The sequence below is a fragment of the Photobacterium atrarenae genome (genome assembly GCF_024380015.1).
In the GTDB taxonomy this organism is placed as follows: domain Bacteria; phylum Pseudomonadota; class Gammaproteobacteria; order Enterobacterales; family Vibrionaceae; genus Photobacterium; species Photobacterium atrarenae.
Genome location: NZ_CP101508.1, coordinates 365467 through 387901 on the forward strand (window position 1 = coordinate 365467; position 22435 = coordinate 387901).

Below are 22435 nucleotides of genomic sequence, written 5' to 3' on the forward strand. Positions count from 1 at the left end.
AGAACAAATGTTTGAACCGATGATGGAAATGTCTGATGAAGCGGTAATTAAGGTCATTGGCGTTGGCGGCGGCGGCGGTAATGCTGTCGATCACATGGTACGTGAGTCGATTGAAGGGGTTGAGTTTATCACTGTGAACACTGATGCTCAGGCCCTGCGTAAAAGCAGTGTCAGCACAGTGATCCAGATTGGTGGCGATATCACCAAAGGCTTGGGTGCTGGTGCGAATCCTCAGGTAGGGCGCGACTCTGCACTGGAAGATCGCGAAGCCATCAAGGCTGAGCTGCAAGGCTCAGATATGATCTTTATCGCGGCAGGCATGGGCGGCGGCACCGGGACCGGTGCGGCGCCAATCATTGCGGAAGTGGCAAAAGAGCTGGGTATCCTGACGGTGGCTGTGGTGACCAAGCCATTCAGCTTCGAAGGCAAGAAACGCATGGCGTTTGCCGAGCAGGGTATCGAAGAGCTGTCGAAGCATGTGGACTCTCTGATCACCATCCCGAACGAGAAGCTGCTCAAAGTGCTGGGTCGTGGGATCACGCTGCTGGACGCGTTTGCGAAAGCGAACGATGTTCTGAAAAATGCCGTCCAGGGCATTGCAGAGCTGATCACCCGTCCGGGTATGATCAACGTCGACTTTGCAGATGTCCGGACGGTAATGTCCGAAATGGGTCACGCCATGATGGGCAGCGGCGTTGCGACCGGTGATGACCGTGCGGAAGAAGCGGCTGAAATGGCGATTTCCAGCCCGCTGCTGGAAGATATTGATCTGGCTGGCGCACGCGGTGTGTTGGTGAACATCACGGCCGGTCTGGATATGCGTCTGGACGAGTTTGAAACTGTGGGTAACACGGTGAAAGCGTTTGCCTCGGATAACGCCACTGTGGTGATCGGGACCTCGCTGGATCCGGAAATGTCGGACGAGCTGCGGGTGACAGTGGTTGCTACCGGGATTGGTAAAGAGACCAAGCCGGATATTACCCTGGTGACCAGTTCAAAGCCGGTTCAGGCGACGGCGACACAGGAAAAACCAGCGGCCCCAGCCGTGGCAGTGGAAGAGACGAAGTCGGCTCCGCTGACACAACAGCCGGCTGCTGAGAGTAACAATGTTCAGCAGGGTGGTTCGTCTGCTGCGGCGAAGTCCAAGCCTCAGGCGGATCACGACTATCTGGATATCCCGGCATTCCTGCGTAAGCAGGCGGACTAATCCGGGCAAATGGTTTGGGTTGCCACTGAATCAGTGGTATAATGTCTGCCCATTTATTATACCGTGGTATAAAAATGGGCCGATGTATTGGCAAACAATAGTTGAGAAAGCAGATGATCAGACAACGTACACTGAAAAGCATAGTGCAAACGACTGGGGTGGGACTTCACTCTGGACGTAAAGTGACGCTTATTCTTCGTCCTGCTGCTGCAAATACCGGTGTGATCTATCGCCGTACAGACTTGAATCCGCCGGTAGATTTTCCTGCCAACGCTGATTCAGTGCGCGATACCATGCTGTGTACAGCACTGGTGAATGAGGAAGGGGTACGGATCTCAACTGTTGAGCACCTGAACGCAGCTTTAGCAGGCATGGGGATCGATAACGTGATTATCGAAGTGGATGCGCCGGAAATTCCGATTATGGATGGTAGCGCCAGCCCGTTTATTTACCTGTTGCAGTCTGCCGGAATTGAGACCCTGAATGCGCCGAAGCGCTTCCTGCGTCTTAAGAAAACTGTTCGCGTCGAAGATGGCGACAAGTGGGCTGAGCTTCGTCCGTTCAACGGGTTCCGCCTTGATTTCGCTATCGATTTTAACCATCCGGCGATTGAATCAGAGCAACAGCGTTTGGTGCTGGATTTTTCCAGCCAGTCATTTGTCAAAGACATCAGCCGTGCCCGGACCTTCGGTTTCATGCGCGACATTGAGTACCTGCAGTCACAAAACCTGTGTCTGGGCGGTAGCTTCGATAACGCGATTGTACTGGATGATTACCGCATCCTTAATGACGAAGGCCTGCGGTTTGACAACGAGCTGGTGACGCACAAGGTACTGGATGCCATCGGTGATCTGTACATGTGTGGTCACAACATCATTGGTGAAATGGTCGCTTACAAATCCGGCCATGCCCTGAATAACAAACTGTTGCGCGCGGTGCTGGCAGATCAGGAAGCTTTTGAATGGTCCACCTTCACCGATGAGCAAGAGGTGCCTGTCACCTTCGCCCAGCCTGGGATGGTCCTGGCCTAAGCCGAATCGGATCCAGAATTGAATAGAGAAACGCCGGACCTGGTCCGGCGTTTTTGTACCTGGCGTCCAGCGGCTTTAATGGGACTGCGTTAGTTTTTGTTCTGTTTGGCAGCGAGCGCTGCGAGCCGCTCCAGCCGGGCTTTGACTTTATCCGGCGCGCCTTGCGCGGTGTTGCGTAGGTATTGTGCCGCCTGAGGCGAAATCGGTTTTTGTACGATGTCCGGGGTTTTGTCTGTCGGCTGGGTGGCCACAGCGGCCAGGGCCGGATTGACTTTAATTTCGATATTGGCGAGGTTCGGCAGCAGCTGGGCACGCAGTTTGCTCATCAGGGTGTTGCGTTCATAGTTGAGCCGCATCGACCAGGCCGCGGATGCAACCTCGAGGATCAGGGTACCCTGACGGTAGTTGCTGACCCGGCAATGTTCGGCGCAGGCCAGGTGTTGCTTGACTGCATTGTTCAGTTTGCCGAGGGCAACGGCACGCTGCTGAATATTACCCAGCTGGGTGTCGTCAAGCAGGCTGGCGGTCGATTGAGGGCGATGATCGCGCATGAAACACGGCTCCGGATCACTAATTAGCGGTAAAGTTCTAATTTTTCGATTATGAAAAGCCAGACGCCTGTTTTTATCATAGGCGGCCTTGGTATTATGTCATATTATATCAAGTCTATACGACGCGGGTGAATCTTTCCCGGCGACGGTAGCAGAGGCCTGTGGGCCTCTATCGGGCAGCCGTGTCGCTGGTGAACGCGGCTGCGGTTGTTTCCCGGCAATTCCAGGTATTGTTTTCGTTTCGCCCTTGAAAAAAAGTCCGGGCGTCACAATATCATTTTTATCCGATGTTTTTCGTGTCGGCTTCTGCGCCACTTCGGGTGGCGGATTCAGATGGGACAGGGATGGCAATACCGGAGCAATTCATGCCAGCACATCACGAGCGCTGTGATGGAAATGGCCAGAACATTTTCCCGGTTATGAAACCCAGATTTAGCAATTCAGCCAGCGCTGAAGCTGAAATAAACAAAGAGAAAACGGCAACGCCATGTTATCAAAACTACTGACCAAAGTTATCGGTAGCCGTAACGATCGCACTTTGCGTCGTTTGCGTAAAATTGTTGACCAAATCAACAAGCTAGAACCTCAATTTGAAAGCCTGCAAGACGAAGAGCTGAAAGCGAAAACGGTGGAGTTCCGTGAGCGTCTTGAGCAGGGCGAAACCCTGGATCAGTTGCTGCCAGAAGCGTTTGCGACCGTACGAGAAGCCTCGAAGCGTGTCTATGGCATGCGTCATTTCGATGTCCAGCTGATTGGCGGAATGGTGCTCAATAGCTGCCAGATTGCTGAGATGCGCACCGGTGAAGGTAAAACCCTGACCGCGACCCTGCCAGCCTACCTCAATGCCCTGACCGGCAAAGGCGTCCACATTGTGACGGTGAATGATTACCTGGCTGCCCGGGACGCCGAAACCAACCGTCCGCTATTTGAATTCCTCGGCATGACGGTGGGCGTGAATGTTCCAAACATGCCACCCCAGGCGAAGAAAGAAGCCTATGCGGCGGATATCCTGTACGGCACCAACAACGAATTTGGCTTTGATTACCTGCGCGATAACATGGCCTTCCGTCCGGAAGATCGGGTTCAGCGCGAGCGTTTTTTTGCCGTGGTCGATGAAGTGGACTCAATCCTGATCGATGAGGCACGAACGCCGCTGATCATTTCCGGTCCGGCGGAAGACAGCTCAGAGCTGTATACCCAGATCAATACCCTGATCCCGGAACTGGTTCGCCAGGAGAAGGAAGACAGTGATGAGTACCGCGGAGAAGGTCATTACACGGTTGATGAGAAAGCCAAGCAGGCTTACCTGACGGAAAACGGTCAGGAGTTTGTCGAAGAGCTGCTCAAGCAAAAAGGCATGATGGCGGAAGATGACACCCTGTACTCACCGGCCAACATCAGCTTGTTGCACCACGTGCATGCAGCGCTGCGTGCGCATGTCCTGTTTGAGCGCGATGTCGACTACATCGTCAAAGATGATGAAGTGATCATCGTGGATGAGCACACCGGCCGGACGATGCCGGGGCGTCGCTGGTCCGAAGGGCTTCACCAGGCCGTTGAAGCCAAAGAAGGGGTGAAGATCCAGAATGAAAACCAGACGCTGGCGTCGATCACCTTCCAGAACTACTTCCGCCTGTATGAAAAACTGTCCGGCATGACCGGGACCGCAGATACCGAAGCGTTCGAGTTCCAGTCGATTTACGGTCTGGAAACTGTGGTGATCCCGACCAATAAGCCGATGATCCGCGATGATATGGGTGATCTGGTCTATATGACCGAGCTCGAGAAATTTGCCGCGATCAGTGAAGATATTCAGGACCGGGTTAAAAACGGCCAGCCTGTCCTGGTGGGGACCGTGTCGATTGAAAAATCCGAACTGCTGTCCAATGCTCTGAAAAAAGCCGGTATCAAGCACCAGGTGCTGAACGCCAAGTTCCATGAAAAAGAAGCGGATATTGTTGCCCAGGCCGGTCAGCCGGGTGCGGTGACGATTGCGACCAACATGGCCGGTCGGGGGACCGATATCGTGCTGGGTGGCTCCTGGCAGAATGAAGTCGCCAAACTGGACAACCCGGATGCAGACCAGATTACGCAGATCAAGGCTAAATGGCAAGAAGTGCACGAGCAAGTGCTGGCTTCTGGTGGTTTGCATATTATCGGGACCGAGCGTCATGAATCGCGCCGGATCGATAACCAGCTGCGTGGCCGTTCCGGCCGTCAGGGGGATCCGGGCTCTTCCCGCTTCTACCTGTCGATGGAAGATGGCCTGATGCGGATCTTTGCCTCGGATCGTGTCTCGAACATGATGAAGAAACTGGGGATGGAAGAGGGTGAAGCGATTGAGCACCCATGGGTGACCAAGGCGATTGAAAATGCTCAGCGCAAAGTCGAAGGTCGTAACTTCGATATCCGTAAGCAGCTGCTTGAGTTTGATGACGTGGCTAATGATCAGCGCAAGGTCGTTTACGAGTTGCGTGATGAGCTGATGAATGCCGAAGACATCAGCGAGATGATTGAGCAGAACCGCGAAGATGTGCTGCAAGGCGTGATTGATGGTTATATACCGCCGCAATCCCTGGAAGAGATGTGGGACATTCCGGGGCTGGAAGAGCGCCTGAAAGCAGATTTCGATCTTGAACTGCCGATCCAGCAGTGGCTGGATGACGAAGAGAAGCTGTACGAAGAAGCGCTGCGTGAGCGGATCATCGAGAAAGCGGTTGAGATCTACCGTCAGAAAGAAGAAGTCGTTGGTGCGCCGGTGCTGCGGAACTTCGAGAAGACGGTCATGCTGCAGAACTTAGATACGCTATGGAAAGAGCACCTGGCGGCGATGGATCACCTGCGTCAGGGGATCCACCTGCGCGGCTATGCCCAGAAGAACCCGAAACAGGAATATAAGCGTGAGTCGTTTGAACTGTTTGAAGGGATGCTCGAAGCGCTGAAATCCGATGTTATTGCGATTCTGAGCAAGGTTCGGGTGCAGCAGCAGGAAGAAGTTGAGCGGATTGAAGAAGAGCGTCGTCGTCAGGCGGAAGCGCTGGCTCGTCGTCAACAGTACCAGCATCAGAACGCAGAAAGCCAGATTGCCGATGAAAGCGAGCAGGGTGGGGAGAACGAACCTTACCACCGTGGTGAGCGCAAGGTTGGCCGTAACGAGCCGTGTCCGTGTGGCTCGGGCAAGAAGTACAAACAGTGTCATGGTAAGATTAACTAATACAACCGTCACACAGGTTTGATATCCTAAGAAGGCCGCCTTGTGCGGCCTTTTATTTCTCGCGCAAGTAATCCCAATCGCAGTAAATAACTGGTCATCCTAGCTTGTTCAAATGCTCGATAACTGCGTTAGAATTTTTGATTGTAGAATAACTACTTATCTAAAAATTCTGCCTTGTTCTCAAACATTTTTCCGGCGCTATTTCTGATCACTGACTTACTTTGATTGGTATCATTGAGACTGTAGGCAGGTTATACATTGGATAAGAAGCAAGTTTGGATCTCAGCCGGGATCATACTGAACACAGCACAGGATCAGGTTTTTATCACCCGTCGTCCGGCGAAAGTGCACAAAGGGGGATTCTGGGAGTTTGCCGGCGGCAAGGTTGAGCAAGGCGAAACTGCCGAGCAAGCGGTGATCCGTGAGCTGGATGAGGAAGTCGGGATTCGGGCGACAGAGCTGGAACATTTTATGGCGCTGGAACATGATTATCCGGAAAAAGCGCTGAAGTTTGACTTTTTCCTGGTCAAAGCGTTTGAAGGCGAGGCGTTTGGCAAAGAAGGGCAACCGGGGGAGTGGGTTGAGCTGCAGCGCTTGCGTGATTACGCGTTTCCGGAAGCCAACGACGCCGTGCTGAACAAGCTGCTGGCGATGTAGCCCTGGCTGGAATTGTGAGTTTTAACTGATTCGAACAGCCCTGTGAGCGTCAGTCGCCCACAGGGACTGGTGATGTCATTCTTAATAGCCCATATCTTCCGACCAACCATCGGCATCGGAGAGATCCGGCGCGCCCGGGATCGCTTTCTCTTCATCTGCCCACTCGCCTAAATCGATGAGCTGACAACGCTTCGAACAAAACGGGCGGTACGGGCTTTTGTCGCTCCATTCAACCGATGACTGGCAGGTCGGGCACTTGACGACGGTGATGGCAGCAGATGGATTGGTTTGTGTCACGGATACCTCAGCAGATAGCTAGCTTGAATTCGATCGTGTCCGCAATGCTGGCCCCTTCCTCAAATGGTAAGAAGCGGATCGCAAAACGGCCACGATGGCCCGATATCATAGGGTAAACCCCATAGCTAGGGCAAATTTCCAGCCGTAGCAAGCTGGCATCCTCGGCGTCATACTGGAAAAAGCCGCCCCGTGCGACCTGGGGTTGGTGCTGGCCGAAATCCCGGGTCAGACGCAGCCAGAGATTCAGTGCCTCGTGCAGTTCATGGATCTGCCTGAGCCAGTTGGCCATATCATTTTGCTTATGGGCCAAAGGTAAGTGGAGCCAGTGATGCAGCGCCGGCAGATCGAAACAGCAGCTCCCGCCCGGAATGGAGAAGCGTTGTTTGATACTGTTGAGAAAGCGATCTTCTCGGAGCTCCTGGCCGAGCCGATTGGCCGTGATCAGCTGGTGATGGGCCAGGTCGATTTGATCCAGCACGGCCAGCAGCGCCGATTGATCCACGGCATCAATATCCATCCAGGTCTTGAGCTTGGCCCTTAGCTTATCGAGATCCTTGGCCAGCTCGGCTTTGAGCTGGATTTGATCGAGGATCTCAAGCAGATCGAACAGCGCCCGGAAAAAAATTTGATGCTGCCACTGATCATTGAGCTGGCTGGCATGGCTCATTTGCCGCATGAGATACTCAAGACGCAGATAAATACGGACTTTCTCATTTAACGGATGTTCAAAACGGTTCGTTAGCATACAGACGTCATCCGACATTAATTCGTTGTTAAGCGTACTGGCGGCTCAGGGGGAGATACTGCTGATGCAGCGCGCTGACAGCCGCTTCAAGTTCAGTGCTGCCGCCGTTGTTGGTGATCACATCATCAGCCGCCTCCAGGCGCTCCTGGCGCGTTGCCTGGGCAGCCAGAATTTTCCGGACATGCGCTGCATCAACCTGATCGCGTTGCCGGGTTCGGGCAATCTGAACGTCTTCCTCGACGTCGACGACCAGCAGGCGATGGGCCATGGCCTGGAGGTTGTTCTCCACCATCAGCGGGATCACCAGCAGGCAGTAAGGTGACCGGGCCTGGCGGATCTCCGCCTGCATTTTTTCCCGGATCAGCGGGTGAAGCAGGTTGTTGAGCCAGTGCTTCAGCGTGCTGTCATTGAAAATCGCCTGTCGTAGCTTAGCGCGGTCCAGGGTGCCGTCTGTCAGTAGGATGTCAGAACCCAGTTTATCAACAATGGCTTGCAATCCCGGCGTGCCGGGTTCAACCACCTCGCGGGCAATGATATCGGCATCGATGATGTCAATGTGGTAGCGGGCAAACAGATCGGCAACGGTGGACTTACCGCTGCCGATCCCGCCGGTTAATCCGACAACCATGGTCATGATCAGAGTCCTAAGTATGAAGTCAGGTACCAGCTCAGGATGTCATTTCCCCACAGGATTGCTATCCAGCCGGCAACGGCCAGATAGGGACCGAATGAAAATGGGGTTTGGGTATCCGAGCTTTGAAGTCGCATCAGGATGATGCCACAAATCGCCCCGACCAAGGAAGACAGCAGCACGACAAAAGGCAGCAGCTGCCAGCCCAGCCAGGCGCCGAGTGCTGCCAGGAGTTTAAAGTCGCCATAGCCCATCCCCTCTTTGCCGGTCAGGAGCTTGAAGCCCCAGTACAGGCCCCAGAGCGACAGGTAGCCGGCCATGGCGCCGATCACCGCATCCGTCAGTGATACCGGGCTCCAGCCCAGCAACGCACAGGCCAGCCCGCCCCACATCAAAGGCAGGGTGATTTGATCCGGCAGTAGCATTTTGTCGATATCAATGAAGGTCAGGGCGATCAGGGCAAAGCTGAACCCGAGCACGGCAATCGCCCATTCGGAAGGCGGCAGCATCAGGGCGACCGTGGTCGCCATCACGGCGCTCAGCAGCTCGACAGCCGGATAGCGGGCACTGATTTTCGCCTGGCAGTGTTTGCAGCGGCCTTTGAGCAGCAGCCAGCTCAGGACCGGAATATTCTCCCAGACATGGATGGGGTGCTGGCACTGCGGGCAACGTGAGCGCGGGATACTGAGGCTGAAGGTGGCGCCGGGCTCGACCGGGCCGAATTCGGGGAAGCACTCGGCGCAGTCGGCTTTCCACTGGCGTTCCATCATCACCGGCAGGCGATAAATCACCACGTTTAAAAAGCTGCCGATGATCAAGCCGAAAATGGCGGCAAACACGGGAAATAACCAGGGATAGTGGCTCAGCAGTTCCATGAAAGTGTTCTCATATAACAGATTACGGCTATTGTAGGGGAATCAGGGGCGAGATCCCAGCGCCGAGTTTTCGGCCGGTTGGGGCTGGGATCTTCGGCGCGCAGCGCATGGCTGGCACGGCCGTGACGGGGAAAGTGCCGGATGAGCGCGGCATATTAGCCGATCACGCTCATCAGCCTGAAAATCGGCATGTACATGGCCAGTAGCAGGCTGGCAATGAGACCACCGAGAAACAAGATGATCATGGGCTCGAGGATTTTGCCGAGGTTATCGACGGTATTGTCGACTTCATCTTCAAACAGGGTCGCCATTTTGTTGAGCATGTCATCGAGCGAACCGGACTCTTCCCCGATCTGGGTCATCTGGAGCATCAGTTCGGGAAACACACCGCTCTGGCGCAGGGCGATATGCAGCGGCATCCCGGCAGCGGTTGCGGCATGGACTTCCTCTACCGCCTGCTCAATATAGAGGTTATCGGCGGTTTTCCCGGCCGACTGCAACCCGGTTAAAAGCGGGATCCCGGCGCTGAAGGTGGTGGCCAGGGTACGGGCAAACCGGGCCACGGTGGCTTTGAGAGTCAGCTCTCCCAACAGTGGCAGTTGCAGCTGCAGCCGGTGTATCTTGCGCCGGAAGCCGGGGGCGCGCTTGTACTGATAGCTGGTGAGGATCACTGTCAATGCCAGGGTGGCGGCCATCATGGGCCCATGGGCAATGGTGAAGTCGGAAGCCTTCAGCACCTGGCGGGTAAACCAAGGCAGCTCGGCGCCAAAGCTGGCAAAAATCTCGGCAAATTGCGGGATCACCATCACCAACATCAGGATAGTCACCAGAACGGCCGTAAAGGTGACCATGGTGGGGTAAATCATCGCCTTGATCACTTTTTTGCGCATTGCCTCGTTTTTCTCCCGGTACAGGGCAATACGCTTGAAGATTTCGCCCAGGTGGCCGGTTTGCTCGCCGGTGGCGACCAAATCGCAGTAGAACTTATCAAACAGCGGTGAGCTGCTCTGCAACGCCCGGGACAGCGAGGCCCCCGCTTCCACCTGGGCGGTCACCTGAGTCAGGACTGCCCGGGCTTCTGCTTTGTGATGGCTGCTGGCCATCATGTTGAGCCCCTGGACCACAGGAACGCCGGAGTTGACCATAGTGGCCAGCTGGCGGGTGATGGCGGTGATATCGGTTGGTTTGAGCTGGTTTTTGAGTTTACTGAATGTCGAAGGTTTGCGCCGTTTGATCTTTTTCACCTGAACCCGCTGTTCGCTCAGCAGGTTGCGGACATCCTGCTCCTGAAACCCGAGCGTGATGCCACTGACTTTCTTGCCGTTCTGGTTGATCCCGCGCCAGTGGTAATGTCGAACTTTGCTGGGTTGGTTCATCGTCTGACTCCTGATTGACGTTCCCGGGGCTGCGCGCGAAATGGCCCGGGAGATTGATACCTGTTACGACAGTGCCGGGGAGGTTGCCCGGACAGAAATGATCTTGCCGGGGGGCCGGGGGGATGGGCTATCTTTTGCCGATGCCGATGCCGATGCCGATGCCGATGCCGATGCCGATGCCGATGCCGATGCCGATGCCGATGCCGATGCCGATGCCGATTGGAGACTGAACTGCAATACCCGCTGGAGCTCATCGAGGCTGGTGATCCCGGTTTCCAGCTTCTCGATCCCGGACTGTTGTAGGGTTTGCATCCCTTCACTGCGGGCGATGTCTTCCAGCTCCAGGGTTGAAGCGCCGGCGATCAGTGCCTGCGCCAGCCGGCGGCTGAACGGCATCACCTCATAAATTCCGACCCGGCCCCGGTAGCCCTTGTTGCACTCATCGCAGCCGGTTTCATTGGCCCGGTACAGGGGGATGCCGGGCGTGATGGCCAAAGCGCTTCGGGTCAGCGGATCGAGTGGATCGGGCTGCATGCAATGCTGGCATAGCCGGCGTGCCAGGCGCTGGGCGATGATCAGGCTCAGCGATGAGGCGAGGTTAAACGTCTGGAGCCCCATGTGGGTCAGCCGGGTAATGGTTTCCGCCGCCGAGTTGGTATGCAGGGTGGAGAGCACCAGGTGACCGGTCTGGGCGGCTTTGACCGCAATGGAGCCGGTTTCCAGATCCCGGATCTCGCCGACCATCACGATATCCGGATCCTGACGCAGAAAAGAGCGCAGGGCTTCGGCAAATCCCAGCCCGGTGCCCGGGTTGATCTGGACCTGGTTGACCCCGGGCAGGTTGATCTCGACCGGATCTTCGGCGGTGGAAATATTGCGCGACTCGGTGTTGAGGATGGTCAGGCCGGTATAGAGGGACACGGTTTTACCGCTGCCGGTCGGCCCGGTCATCAGGATCATCCCCTGCGGTTTTTGCAGCGCATCCAGATACGCCTGTTTCTGTTGCGGATTATAGCCGAGGGCATCAATGTCCAGGCTGGCGCTGGCACCGTCGAGGATCCGCAGCACCACTTTCTCGCCCCACAGGGTCGGCAGGGTCGAGACCCGCAAGTCAATCGCCAGGGTCGGCGAGAGCCGCAGTTTGATCCGCCCGTCCTGGGGCAGGCGCCGCTCGGCAATATTGAGCTTGGACATCACTTTGAGCCGGGTCGACAGGCGGCGGGACAGGTGCGCCGGCGGGGTGGCGTGCTGATGCAAGATGCCGTCGCAGCGAAAGCGGATGCGGTAGGTTTCCTCATAAGGCTCGAAATGAATGTCGGACGCTTGTTTGCGCACCGCATCGAGCAGCACCTGGTTGATGTAGCGGGTAACCGGGGCGCTGTCCTGGCTCAGATCGGTGGCGGTATCCTCGAATTCGCCTTCACTCAAATCAACCAGCTCGCCGAGATCGCTGTCACTGAGGCTGCGCTGGTGGCTGGTCTCGCCGATTTCGCTGCCGTACAGGCGTCGGATCGCACTGTCGAGCTGCTTGCACTCAAGCAGCAGCGGTTCGATGGATTTGCCGGTGGCAAAGCGGAACTCATCCAGGGCATCAAGCTGGGTCGGATCGCTCAGGCCGACATACAGGGTGGTTTCACTCTGGCTGAGTGGTAAGACCCGGTGGCGCAGGATCAGCTCGCGCTGGTTGAGTTGCTGGCAGCAGGCGGTGTAGTCGTACTGGTGGACATCGACCAGGGCGACGGCAAACAGGTGCTCGAGCTGGCGGGCCAGCTCGGCGCTGGTGAACAGCCCGAGCCGGATCAGGGCCGACGGCACCGGCATGCCGTCGGCCTCGACTGTATCCACTACTTGTTGCCGCTGCACCGGGCTGAGCAGCCCAGCCTGGCGCAGGGTCGAAGCGAGGTGGGTGTGCATTAGCTTGCTGGACACCAGTCAGTGCTACCGGCACCGGTACAGGTAACAGTCCAAACAACGCCGTTAGTATCAAGTGTTGGAGTTAGCGCAACAACGGCATCTGTCGGGAGAGAGCCCTTTGCTTTACCTTTAGTTACAGAAACTGTAATCTTCGAGTTTGCATCCACAGTACCTAAAGTTGCTTGTTTTACGCTTGAAGACACTTCAAAGCTATCATTGCCTTTGGCAAAAGTTTGTTTTGCGGGTACACCACCTTTACCATCTGTACAGTCAGTTTTTCCTCCTAATAAGCAGATACCAATAGCCGTTTTAAAAGCCGCTGTTGCATTCAACATTTCACTAGCATGAGCTCGCTTGGTGTAGTTCTGGTAGGCTGGCACAGCAAATGCACTTAATACCCCGATAATCGCCACCACGATCATCAGTTCAATCAGTGTAAACCCTTGTTGTTTCTTCATTACTTTATCCTTTCTTTGTCCAAGATGACGAAATCATTTCAGTGCGTTCAGAATATTTATATTTGCAACTGTGTGAATATGGTTGTCGGGATTTCTCGGCGCAGCAGAGAGAAAATGTGGCGGTTGTTTCACGGGTTACATCCCGGCGTCGGGAGAGGGCACACTTTTTCTGAGGAATTGATAAAGCGGGTAATAGTACGGATAGAGAAATGGCGTGGAAATGAGCAGGGGAAATGCCAACCCGTGTTGCCGGCTTGTTTTAGGCGAGGAGATGGATGGATTCAAATGCAGAAAAATCAGTGAGGTGCCCCGGCATCATGGGCCGGCCGGGGCGGGTGTTATCGGTCGTGCGGGGTCAGGGAAGGCGGTTTACTGGAACCGCATCGACAGATCTAGGGCGCGGACGTGCTTGGTCAGCGCGCCGACCGAGATGTAGTCGATGCCGGTGTCAGCATAGTCACGGATGGTGGCTAAGGTGATGTTACCGGAGTTCTCCAGTGCGGCGCGGCCGGCGTTGATCTTCACGGCTTCGCGCATCATCTCGAGGGTGAAGTTATCCAGCATCACGATATCGGCCCCGGCATCAATGGCTCGGCGCAGCTCTTCCAGGCTTTCGGTCTCCACTTCCACCGGTTTGCCCGGGTTGAGCTGTTTGGCGGTACGGATTGCCGCCTCAATGCCGCCGCAGGCGATGATATGGTTTTCCTTGATCAGGTAAGCATCAAACACCCCGATGCGGTGATTGAAACCGCCGCCGCAGGTGACGGCATATTTCAGCGCACTGCGCAGGCCCGGGATGGTTTTGCGGGTATCGAGCAGCCGGGTCGGGGTGCCTTCAAGCTGCTTGACGTACTCGGCAACCGTGGTGGCGCAGCCGGACAGGGTCTGGATGAAGTTCATCGCGTTGCGCTCGCCGGTCAGCAGAATTCGGGACGGGCCGCGCAGGGTGCACAGGGCCTGGTTCGGCGCGACTGTGTCGCCGTCTTTGACATGCCATTCAATCGTGACTTCACCGCCGAGCTGTTGAAAGACTTCATCGGCCCACAGCCGGCCGCAGAAGACGCCGGCCTCGCGGGTGATGATGGTGGCGACGCCCTGGCTGTCAGCCGGGATCAGGCTGGCGGTGATATCGCGGCTGGGATCGATGATGCCGCCCAGATCTTCACGCAGGGTCTCGGCGACGGCGCGGGTGATCTCAGCCGGTAGTTGCTGTTTGAGGTATTCCAGGCGCGAGGCGCTGTCGTGCTTTTGTTCCATCTCGGTCATGACAAATCCATAGCAAGGTGAAGTGCCGGATCCGATCCAACCCGGCTTAATCGATGGGCAAATGATACAGCGAGCAATCCGGAGATCCTAGGGCGTGCTTCATGATTTGTGTTTGTGGCGCAGCCGGCGCTTGATCTCCGTCGGCCAGTCGTTAGGCTGTGCAGCAGACAACCGATGCAGGATCAACTCATGTTCACAATTAACCAGACCCACTGGCTGGCCGGGGTCTCCCATGTGCCGTCGCCATTTTATGATCAGCGCCCGGACAGCCAGGATATCTCGCTGCTGGTGGTGCACAACATCAGCCTGCCGCCGGGCCGGTTTGGCGGCCCCTACATCGAGCAGCTGTTCACCGGTAAACTCGATCCGAATGAACATCCGTATTTTGCTCAAATATCAGGCTTTCGTGTTTCCGCTCATTGTTTAATTAGACGGGATGGCGGTATTATCCAGTTCGTTCCGTTTGATTGTCGGGCCTGGCATGCCGGGGTATCACAATTTGCCGGGCGTGAGCGGTGTAACGATTACTCGATCGGCATCGAGCTCGAAGGGACGGATCATCTGCCTTATACCGAGGCGCAGTACGATGCGTTGACGGCATTGACCCGGACCTTGATGGCGCGATATCCCGCAATCACTCGCGAGCGGATCACCGGGCATGAGTTTATCGCCCCGGGACGCAAAACCGACCCCGGTCTGGCCTTCGACTGGCAGGCGTTTAAAACAGCGCTGTAGAAATTGTAACATTTTTATCTTTTTTCAGATTTGGTCGTTAATTGGTCAGACCAATAATTATTTGCTCACTGCTTGATCCCCTTCTAACCTGTTGTGGAGCCATGATGGCCTTGTTTTCACAAGTTTTCATAAGTTGAATTTTTTGTTAAACAGGTCATCGTTCTATGATTTCCATCAAGTTGCCGGTGGACATCTTCAATTATTTCTGTAAAATTTCCTCCCAAATTTAATTGGTATTACCAATTATCCAGCTTCAGGTTTCCTGAGACGCTATAAGTGCAAGAAGCATAACGAAAAAGATGACTTATAAACGAATTCGCCAGCCAAAGCTCTCTGATGCTATCGAGCAGGAACTGGAGCATCTGATCCTGGAAGGCATATTGTCTCCGGGGGAGCAGTTGCCGTCTGAGCGTGAGCTTGCCAAGCAATTCGACGTTTCACGCCCGTCCGTACGGGAAGCCATCCAGCGCCTTGAAGCCAAACGCCTGCTGACCCGTCGCCAGGGCGGTGGAACGTTTGTCACCGAAAAACTATGGCAGAGTTTTTCCGAGCCGCTGTTGGACTTGCTCAGCGCCCATCCTGAAACCCAGCTAGATTTACTCGAGTCTCGCCATGCCCTGGAGGGCCTGGCTGCCTACTATGCAGCCCTGCGAGGCACTGAAGAAGATTTTACCCGTATCCGCGACTGCCATGCGCGGATCCAGGACGCCCAGCAGCAAGGCGATCCCAAGGCGGAATCTGCCGCCGTGATGCAATACCTGATCGCAGTCACTGAGTCTGCGCACAATGTGGTATTGCTGCACATTATCCGTAGCCTTGCCCCGTTGCTGGAGCAAAACGTATTACAAAACTTTGAACTCCTGAACCGCCGCGAAGAGGTGGTGGACAAGGTGAGAAAGCATCGAGCCAATATTGTGCATGCGATCGTTTCCGGTAAGCCTGAACAGGCCCGTGAAGCATCTCATGCACATTTGGCTTATATCGAGGAAACACTGTTGGATTTATCGCGTGAAGATAGCAGACGTGAACGCTCTCTTCGTCGGATTCAACAACGCAAGGACGGGCTGGATTAGGGGGCCTCATCTAGGGTGAGACTGCTCTGAAGCACAGTCGCGACATTGTTAGTTTTGTAGATTATCAACGAAAGGATAGATCGCATGTCTGAAGTCATGAAGAATGACGTGGACGTACTAGAGACTCAAGAGTGGCTTGCAGCCCTCGAGTCAGTCGTTCGTGAAGAAGGTGTAGAGCGCGCCCAGTTCCTACTTGAGCAAGTAATGGACAAAGCGCGTTTAGACGGTGTAGATATGCCAACCGGCATCACAACCAACTACATCAATACAATTCCAGCGGCGCAGGAGCCTGCGTATCCTGGTGATACCACGCTTGAGCGTCGTATCCGTGCTATCATCCGCTGGAACGCCGTGATGATCGTACTGCGTGCATCGAAGAAAGATCTGGAACTGGGCGGCCACATGGCGTCATTCCAGTCTTCAGCGGCATTCTACGAAGTCTGCTTCAACCACTTCTTCCGTGCGCCAAACGATGTAGATGGCGGCGACCTGGTTTACTACCAGGGCCACATCTCTCCAGGGATCTATTCTCGTGCGTTTGTTGAAGGCCGTCTGACCGAAGAGCAACTGGACAACTTCCGCCAGGAAGTCGACGGTAAAGGTCTGCCATCTTACCCTCACCCGAAACTGATGCCTGAATTCTGGCAGTTCCCGACCGTATCTATGGGTCTGGGTCCAATCGCTTCTATCTACCAAGCGCGCTTCCTGAAGTACCTGGAAGGCCGTGGCATGAAAGACACCTCGAAGCAGCGTGTATACGCGTTCCTGGGTGACGGTGAGATGGATGAGCCGGAATCACGTGGTGCGATTTCTTTCGCTGCGCGTGAGAAACTGGACAACCTGTGCTTCCTGATCAACTGTAACCTGCAGCGTCTTGACGGCCCGGTTATGGGTAACGGCAAGATTATCCAAGAGCTGGAAGGCCTGTTCAAAGGCGCCGGCTGGAATGTTGTGAAAGTGATCTGGGGTAACAACTGGGATTCACTGCTGGCGAAAGATACCTCTGGTAAGCTGCTGCAGCTGATGAACGAAACCATCGATGGTGACTACCAGACGTTCAAGGCCAAAGACGGCGCTTACGTGCGTGAGCACTTCTTCGGTAAATACCCAGAAACTGCTGCTCTGGTTGCAGACATGACTGACGACGAGATCTTCGCGCTCAAGCGTGGTGGTCACGAGTCTTCGAAGCTGTTCGCAGCGTTCAAGAACGCCCAAGACACCAAAGGCAAGCCGACTGTGATCCTGGCCAAGACCGTGAAAGGTTACGGTATGGGTGAAGCGGCTGAAGGTAAGAACATCGCGCACCAGGTTAAGAAAATGGACATGACCCATGTTCTGCACCTGCGTGACCGCCTGGGTCTGCAAGACCTGGTTTCAGACGAAGATGTGAAGAGCCTGCCGTACCTGAAACTGGAAGAAGGTTCGAAAGAGCACGAGTACCTGCACGCGCGTCGTAACGCCCTGCACGGTTACACGCCGCAGCGTCTGCCGAACTTTACCCAAGAGTTCATTGTTCCTGAGCTGGAAGAGTTCAAGCCGCTGCTGGAAGAGCAGAAGCGTGACATTTCTTCAACCATGGCATTCGTCCGTTCTCTGAACGTGCTGCTGAAGAACAAGAACATTGGTAAGAACATCGTTCCTATCATTGCAGATGAAGCCCGTACGTTCGGTATGGAAGGTCTGTTCCGTCAAATCGGTATCTACAACCCGCACGGCCAGAACTACACCCCGCAAGACCGCGACATCGTTTCTTACTACAAAGAAGCCACGTCTGGCCAGGTTCTGCAGGAAGGGATTAACGAACTGGGTGCCATGTCATCTTGGGTTGCTGCAGCGACGTCTTACAGCACCAACGATCTGCCAATGATCCCGTTCTACATCTACTACTCGATGTTCGGTTTCCAACGTGTTGGCGACATGGCGTGGATGGCTGGTGACCAGCAAGCCCGTGGTTTCCTACTGGGTGCAACTGCCGGTCGTACCACCCTGAACGGTGAAGGTCTGCAGCACGAAGACGGCCACTCGCACATCATGGCGGGTACGGTACCGAACTGTATCTCTTACGACCCAACATTCGCGTACGAAGTCGCGGTCATCATGCAAGACGGTATCCGTCGCATGTACGGTCCGGAACAAGAAAACGTGTTCTACTACCTGACCCTGATGAACGAAAACTACGCGATGCCAGCCATGCCGGAAGGCGCTGAAGAAGGCATCCGTAAGGGTATCTACAAGCTTGAGTCTTACGCGGGCGACAAGTCTAAAGTTCAGCTGATGAGCTCCGGCACCATCATGAACGAAGTTCGTAAAGCGGCTCAAATCCTGAGCGACGATTACGGTGTTGCGTCTGACGTTTACTCTGTGACTTCGTTCAACGAACTGACCCGTGACGGCCAGGATGCAGAGCGTTTCAACATGCTGCACCCAGAAGCTGAGCAGAAAGTGCCTTACATCGCAGAAGTGATGGGCAACGAGCCTGCTATCGCCGCAACGGACTACATGAAGAACTACGCTGAGCAAGTGCGCGCATTCGTACCGGCTGAATCTTACAAGGTTCTGGGTACCGATGGCTTCGGTCGTTCTGACAGCCGCGAAAACCTGCGTCGCCACTTCGAAGTGAATGCTGGCTACGTTGTTGTTGCAGCGCTGACTGAACTGGCGAAGCGTGGTGATGTTGAGAAATCTGTAGTTGCTGAAGCAATTGCGAAATTCGACATCGACGCTGACAAGATCAACCCGCTATACGCGTAAGAGGCAATAAATAATGGCAATCGAAATTAATGTACCTGACATCGGTGCGGATGAGGTTGAAGTGACTGAAATTCTTGTCAGCGTTGGCGACAAGGTTGAAGAAGAGCAGTCTCTGATCACGGTTGAAGGCGACAAAGCTTCTATGGAAGTACCGGCCTCTCAGGCGGGTATCGTGAAAGAAATCAAAGTTGCTGAAGGCGACAAGGTTTCTACCGGTTCTCTGATCATGATTTTCGAAGCCGAAGGCGGCGCTGCTGAAGCAGCGCCAGCCCAAGAGGCTCCGGCTCAAGCGGCAGCACCTGCTGCTCCAGCTCCAGCAGCAGCGGCTGAGCTGAAAGAAGTTCACGTCCCGGATATCGGTGGCGACGAAGTTGAAGTGACTGAAATCATGGTTGCGATTGGCGACAGCATTGAAGAAGAGCAGTCACTGATCACCGTTGAAGGTGACAAAGCTTCAATGGAAGTCCCTGCACCGTTTGCTGGTGTTCTGAAAGAAATCAAAGTTGCAGCGGGCGACAAAGTGTCGACTGGCTCTCTGATCATGGTCTTTGAAGTGGCTGGTTCAGGTGCTCCGGCTGCGGTTGAAGCGCCGGCAGCAGCCCCAGCGGCAGCATCCGGGGCGCCGGCCGCAGCCAAAGAAGTGAACGTGCCGGATATCGGTGGCGACGAAGTTGAAGTGACTGAAATCATGGTTGCTGTTGGCGACATGGTGGAAGAAGAGCAATCTCTGATCACCGTTGAAGGCGACAAAGCTTCAATGGAAGTGCCTGCGCCATTTGCGGGTAAAGTGAAAGAAATCAAGATCGCGACCGGTGACAAAGTGTCGACCGGCTCTCTGATCATGGTCTTCGAAGTGGCCGGCGCTCCGGTGGCGGGTGCAGCGCCTGCTCCGGCGGCAGCAGCTCCGGCACCAGCGGCGGCAGCTCCAGCGGCACCAGCAGCAGCGCCTGCGGCAGCGGCCTCAACGGGTGATTTCCAGGAGAACAATGAGTACGCGCACGCGTCTCCGGTTGTTCGTCGTCTGGCGCGTGAATTCGGCGTGAACCTGGCGAAAGTGAAAGGCACCGGTCGTAAGAACCGTATACTGAAAGAAGACGTGCAGAACTTCGTGAAAGATGCGCTGAAACGTCTGGAGTCTGGCGCAGGTGCAGCAGCATCTGGCAAAGGTGACGGCGCGGCCCTGGGTCTGCTGCCTTGGCCGAAAGTGGACTTCAGCAAGTTCGGTGAAACCGAAGTGAAGCCACTGTCTCGCATCAAGAAGATCTCTGGCGCGAACCTGCACCGTAACTGGGTGATGATCCCGCACGTAACTCAGTGGGACAACGCAGACATCACTGAGCTGGAAGCATTCCGTAAAGAGCAGAACGCGATTGAAGCGAAGAAAGACTCTGGCATGAAGATCACCCCACTGGTGTTCATCATGAAAGCGGCTGCGAAAGCGCTGGAAGCCTTCCCATCGTTCAACTCTTCGCTGTCTGAAGACGGTGAGAGCCTGATCCTGAAGAAATACGTGAACATCGGTATCGCGGTTGACACACCAAACGGTCTGGTTGTTCCTGTCTTTAAAGACGTGAACAAGAAAGGCATCCATGAGCTATCTGAAGAGCTGATGGCTGTGTCGAAGAAAGCCCGTGCCGGTAAGCTGACTGCAGCAGACATGCAGGGCGGCTGTTTCACCATCTCCAGCCTGGGCGGCTTGGGTGGCACTGCATTCACGCCAATCGTGAACGCGCCTGAAGTTGCCATCCTGGGTGTGTCTAAGTCTGAAATGAAGCCAGTGTGGAACGGTAAAGACTTTACCCCACGCCTGCAGCTGCCACTGTCGTTGTCATACGACCACCGTGTGATCGACGGCGCGGAAGGTGCACGCTTCATCACTTACCTGAACGGCTGTCTGTCAGACATCCGCCGTTTAGTGCTTTAAGGTTCATATCCGCAATCCATGCCTGCAACCGCAGGCATGGAATTGTTGGGTAGCTCACAGGCTCTGGCAATTTACTTTTCAGTTTGTTAACACCTCTGTAAAATCAGTTGACTAACTGAAAGAAAGAAGAGCCTACGCCTGTTAGGGATAAAAGACTTACAACGAGGTCATGATGAGTAAAGAAATTAAAGCCCAGGTAGTGGTGTTGGGTTCAGGCCCTGCTGGTTACTCTGCGGCGTTCCGTTGCGCAGACTTGGGTCTGGAAACAGTCCTGATCGAAAAATACAGCACCCTGGGTGGTGTTTGTCTGAACGTTGGCTGTATTCCTTCAAAAGCGCTGCTGCACGTAGCTAAAGTGATTGAAGAAGCCAAAGCGATGGCTGATCACGGTGTGGTATTCGGTGAGCCTCAGACCGATATCAACAAGATCCGTGTGTGGAAAGAAAAAGTAATCAATCAACTGACCGGCGGTCTTGGCGGCATGGCTAAGATGCGTAAAGTCAACGTGGTGAACGGTTACGGTAAGTTTACCGGCCCGAACACCATCGTGGTTGAAGGCGAAGAAAACACCACGATCACGTTCGATAACGCGATCGTTGCGGCAGGCTCTCGTCCAATCGAGCTGCCATTCATCCCGCACGAAGATCCACGCATCTGGGATTCAACAGACGCGCTGGAGCTGAAAGAAGTTCCTGAAAAACTGCTGGTCATGGGCGGCGGTATCATCGGCCTGGAAATGGGTACGGTTTACCACGCACTGGGCTCTCAGATCGACGTTGTTGAAATGTTCGACCAGGTGATCCCTGCAGCAGACAAAGATATCGTGAAAGTCTTCACCAAGCGCATCAAGAAGAAATTCAACCTGATGCTGGAAACGAAAGTGACCGCGGTTGAAGCCAAAGAAGACGGTATCTACGTGTCAATGGAAGGCAAGAAAGCCCCTGCTGAGCCAGTTCGTTACGACGCAGTGCTGGTTGCGATCGGCCGTGTACCAAATGGTAAGCTGATCGACGCTGAGAAAGCGGGTATCGAAGTTGACGAGCGCGGTTTCATCAACGTTGATAAGCAAATGCGTACCAACGTGCCTCACATCTTTGCGATTGGTGACATCGTTGGTCAACCAATGCTGGCGCACAAAGGTGTGCATGAAGGCCATGTGGCGGCAGAAGTGATCTCGGGTAAGAAGCACTACTTCGACCCGAAAGTGATCCCTTCAATTGCTTACACCGAGCCAGAAGTGGCATGGGTTGGTAAGACTGAGAAAGAAGCGAAAGCGGAAGGCATCAACTACGAAGTTGCAACCTTCCCTTGGGCGGCATCTGGCCGTGCCATCGCCTCTGACTGTGCTGACGGTATGACGAAGATGATCTTCGACAAAGACACCCACCGTGTGATCGGTGGTGCGATCGTCGGTACCAACGGTGGCGAGCTGCTGGGCGAAATCGGCCTGGCGATCGAGATGGGCTGTGATGCAGAAGACATCGCCCTGACCATCCACGCTCACCCGACGCTGCACGAGTCTGTGGGCCTGGCTGCTGAAGTGTTCGAAGGTTCGATCACTGACCTGCCGAACCCGAAAGCGGTCAAGCGTAAGTAAGCAGCCGCTTGCGATGAATATGAAAAAAGCGCCTCAGGGCGCTTTTTTTGTGCCTCGTGTTTAGCACCCGTATCTGATGACACCTAGGGCAGCTTCGGAAGTGCTGAGGGGTTCCAGGGCTTGCGTGAGGGCT

The 22435-nt window shown here is 54.9% G+C and carries 17 protein-coding genes and 1 pseudogene; 9 read left to right on the top strand and 9 right to left on the bottom strand.

Annotated elements, in window-relative coordinates; all coding sequences use genetic code 11:
* Positions 1-7: 7 nt before the first annotated feature.
* On the top strand, positions 8-1207 hold the full coding sequence (gene ftsZ, locus NNL38_RS01825) for a cell division protein FtsZ (RefSeq protein WP_255389329.1): 1200 nt from the start codon (positions 8-10) through the stop codon (positions 1205-1207).
* Between the two features lie 113 nt (positions 1208-1320).
* Complete coding sequence (gene lpxC, locus NNL38_RS01830) at positions 1321-2238, top strand: UDP-3-O-acyl-N-acetylglucosamine deacetylase (RefSeq protein ID WP_255389330.1); 918 nt, start codon at positions 1321-1323, stop codon at positions 2236-2238.
* An 89-nt stretch (positions 2239-2327) separates the two neighbouring features.
* Here the strand turns inward: lpxC and NNL38_RS01835 are convergent, their stop codons facing one another.
* On the bottom strand, positions 2328-2789 hold the full coding sequence (locus NNL38_RS01835; RefSeq protein ID WP_255389331.1) for a DUF721 domain-containing protein: 462 nt from the start codon (positions 2787-2789) through the stop codon (positions 2328-2330).
* A gap of 487 nt (positions 2790-3276) precedes the next feature.
* Between NNL38_RS01835 and secA the strand changes: the two genes are divergently transcribed.
* The gene (gene secA / locus NNL38_RS01840) at positions 3277-6003 is read left to right on the top strand and encodes a preprotein translocase subunit SecA (RefSeq protein WP_255389332.1); all 2727 of its coding nucleotides are present in this window, start codon (positions 3277-3279) and stop codon (positions 6001-6003) included.
* Positions 6004-6261: 258 nt separating this feature from the next.
* Positions 6262-6660 (top strand): 8-oxo-dGTP diphosphatase MutT, encoded by a 399-nt coding sequence (mutT, locus tag NNL38_RS01845; protein ID WP_255389333.1) that lies wholly within the window; start codon positions 6262-6264, stop codon positions 6658-6660.
* Between the two features lie 81 nt (positions 6661-6741).
* Here the strand turns inward: mutT and yacG are convergent, their stop codons facing one another.
* The 8 genes and pseudogenes from yacG to nadC form a co-directional block, all read right to left on the bottom strand.
* The gene (gene yacG / locus NNL38_RS01850; protein WP_255389334.1) at positions 6742-6957 is read right to left on the bottom strand and encodes a DNA gyrase inhibitor YacG; all 216 of its coding nucleotides are present in this window, start codon (positions 6955-6957) and stop codon (positions 6742-6744) included.
* A gap of 7 nt (positions 6958-6964) precedes the next feature.
* Positions 6965-7702 carry a cell division protein ZapD gene (gene zapD, locus NNL38_RS01855; RefSeq protein ID WP_255389335.1) on the bottom strand — a complete coding sequence of 246 codons (738 nt, stop codon included), beginning with the start codon at positions 7700-7702 and terminating at the stop codon, positions 6965-6967.
* Between the two features lie 28 nt (positions 7703-7730).
* Positions 7731-8336: a dephospho-CoA kinase gene (gene coaE, locus NNL38_RS01860; RefSeq protein ID WP_255389336.1), complete on the bottom strand. Its 606-nt coding sequence runs from the start codon at positions 8334-8336 to the stop codon at positions 7731-7733.
* A gap of 2 nt (positions 8337-8338) precedes the next feature.
* The gene (locus tag NNL38_RS01865) at positions 8339-9208 is read right to left on the bottom strand and encodes a prepilin peptidase (RefSeq protein ID WP_255389337.1); all 870 of its coding nucleotides are present in this window, start codon (positions 9206-9208) and stop codon (positions 8339-8341) included.
* 155 nt (positions 9209-9363) lie between these two features.
* Positions 9364-10584: a type II secretion system F family protein gene (locus tag NNL38_RS01870; RefSeq protein WP_255389338.1), complete on the bottom strand. Its 1221-nt coding sequence runs from the start codon at positions 10582-10584 to the stop codon at positions 9364-9366.
* 228 nt (positions 10585-10812) lie between these two features.
* A pseudogene (gene pilB / locus NNL38_RS01875) lies at positions 10813-12498 on the bottom strand (type IV-A pilus assembly ATPase PilB); the annotation flags it as partial.
* Positions 12498-12956: a pilin gene (locus tag NNL38_RS01880; RefSeq protein ID WP_255389339.1), complete on the bottom strand. Its 459-nt coding sequence runs from the start codon at positions 12954-12956 to the stop codon at positions 12498-12500. The pseudogene pilB and the gene NNL38_RS01880, both read right to left, overlap by 1 nt.
* A 369-nt stretch (positions 12957-13325) precedes the next feature.
* The gene (gene nadC, locus NNL38_RS01885) at positions 13326-14213 is read right to left on the bottom strand and encodes a carboxylating nicotinate-nucleotide diphosphorylase (protein ID WP_255390538.1); all 888 of its coding nucleotides are present in this window, start codon (positions 14211-14213) and stop codon (positions 13326-13328) included.
* Positions 14214-14411: 198 nt separating this feature from the next.
* Here nadC and ampD point away from each other — a divergent pair, with 198 nt between their 5' ends.
* From ampD to lpdA, 5 genes are all read left to right on the top strand, one after another.
* Positions 14412-14957, top strand: coding sequence for a 1,6-anhydro-N-acetylmuramyl-L-alanine amidase AmpD (gene ampD, locus NNL38_RS01890; RefSeq protein WP_255389341.1), 546 nt, complete (start codon positions 14412-14414; stop codon positions 14955-14957).
* Between the two features lie 299 nt (positions 14958-15256).
* Positions 15257-16030: a pyruvate dehydrogenase complex transcriptional repressor PdhR gene (gene pdhR, locus NNL38_RS01895; RefSeq protein WP_255389343.1), complete on the top strand. Its 774-nt coding sequence runs from the start codon at positions 15257-15259 to the stop codon at positions 16028-16030.
* Between the two features lie 84 nt (positions 16031-16114).
* A complete protein-coding gene (gene aceE / locus NNL38_RS01900; protein ID WP_255389344.1) occupies positions 16115-18781 on the top strand; it encodes a pyruvate dehydrogenase (acetyl-transferring), homodimeric type in 2667 nt (888 codons plus the stop codon).
* A 13-nt stretch (positions 18782-18794) separates the two neighbouring features.
* Positions 18795-20705: a pyruvate dehydrogenase complex dihydrolipoyllysine-residue acetyltransferase gene (gene aceF / locus NNL38_RS01905; RefSeq protein ID WP_255389345.1), complete on the top strand. Its 1911-nt coding sequence runs from the start codon at positions 18795-18797 to the stop codon at positions 20703-20705.
* A gap of 172 nt (positions 20706-20877) precedes the next feature.
* The gene (gene lpdA / locus NNL38_RS01910; protein ID WP_255389346.1) at positions 20878-22302 is read left to right on the top strand and encodes a dihydrolipoyl dehydrogenase; all 1425 of its coding nucleotides are present in this window, start codon (positions 20878-20880) and stop codon (positions 22300-22302) included.
* Positions 22303-22435: the final 133 nt, after the last annotated feature.

Coding starts and splice junctions, on each gene's coding strand:
- lpxC (WP_255389330.1), top strand. CDS start 1,321: ATGATCAGACAACGTACACTGAAAAGCATAGTGCAAACGACTGGGGTG.
- pdhR (WP_255389343.1), top strand. CDS start 15,257: ATGACTTATAAACGAATTCGCCAGCCAAAGCTCTCTGATGCTATCGAG.
- NNL38_RS01835 (WP_255389331.1), bottom strand. CDS start 2,789: ATGCGCGATCATCGCCCTCAATCGACCGCCAGCCTGCTTGACGACACC.
- NNL38_RS01870 (WP_255389338.1), bottom strand. CDS start 10,584: ATGAACCAACCCAGCAAAGTTCGACATTACCACTGGCGCGGGATCAAC.
- ampD (WP_255389341.1), top strand. CDS start 14,412: ATGTTCACAATTAACCAGACCCACTGGCTGGCCGGGGTCTCCCATGTG.
- NNL38_RS01880 (WP_255389339.1), bottom strand. CDS start 12,956: ATGAAGAAACAACAAGGGTTTACACTGATTGAACTGATGATCGTGGTG.
- lpdA (WP_255389346.1), top strand. CDS start 20,878: ATGAGTAAAGAAATTAAAGCCCAGGTAGTGGTGTTGGGTTCAGGCCCT.
- coaE (WP_255389336.1), bottom strand. CDS start 8,336: ATGACCATGGTTGTCGGATTAACCGGCGGGATCGGCAGCGGTAAGTCC.
- ftsZ (WP_255389329.1), top strand. CDS start 8: ATGTTTGAACCGATGATGGAAATGTCTGATGAAGCGGTAATTAAGGTC.
- zapD (WP_255389335.1), bottom strand. CDS start 7,702: ATGCTAACGAACCGTTTTGAACATCCGTTAAATGAGAAAGTCCGTATT.
- secA (WP_255389332.1), top strand. CDS start 3,277: ATGTTATCAAAACTACTGACCAAAGTTATCGGTAGCCGTAACGATCGC.
- nadC (WP_255390538.1), bottom strand. CDS start 14,213: ATGGAACAAAAGCACGACAGCGCCTCGCGCCTGGAATACCTCAAACAG.
- aceF (WP_255389345.1), top strand. CDS start 18,795: ATGGCAATCGAAATTAATGTACCTGACATCGGTGCGGATGAGGTTGAA.
- NNL38_RS01865 (WP_255389337.1), bottom strand. CDS start 9,208: ATGGAACTGCTGAGCCACTATCCCTGGTTATTTCCCGTGTTTGCCGCC.
- aceE (WP_255389344.1), top strand. CDS start 16,115: ATGTCTGAAGTCATGAAGAATGACGTGGACGTACTAGAGACTCAAGAG.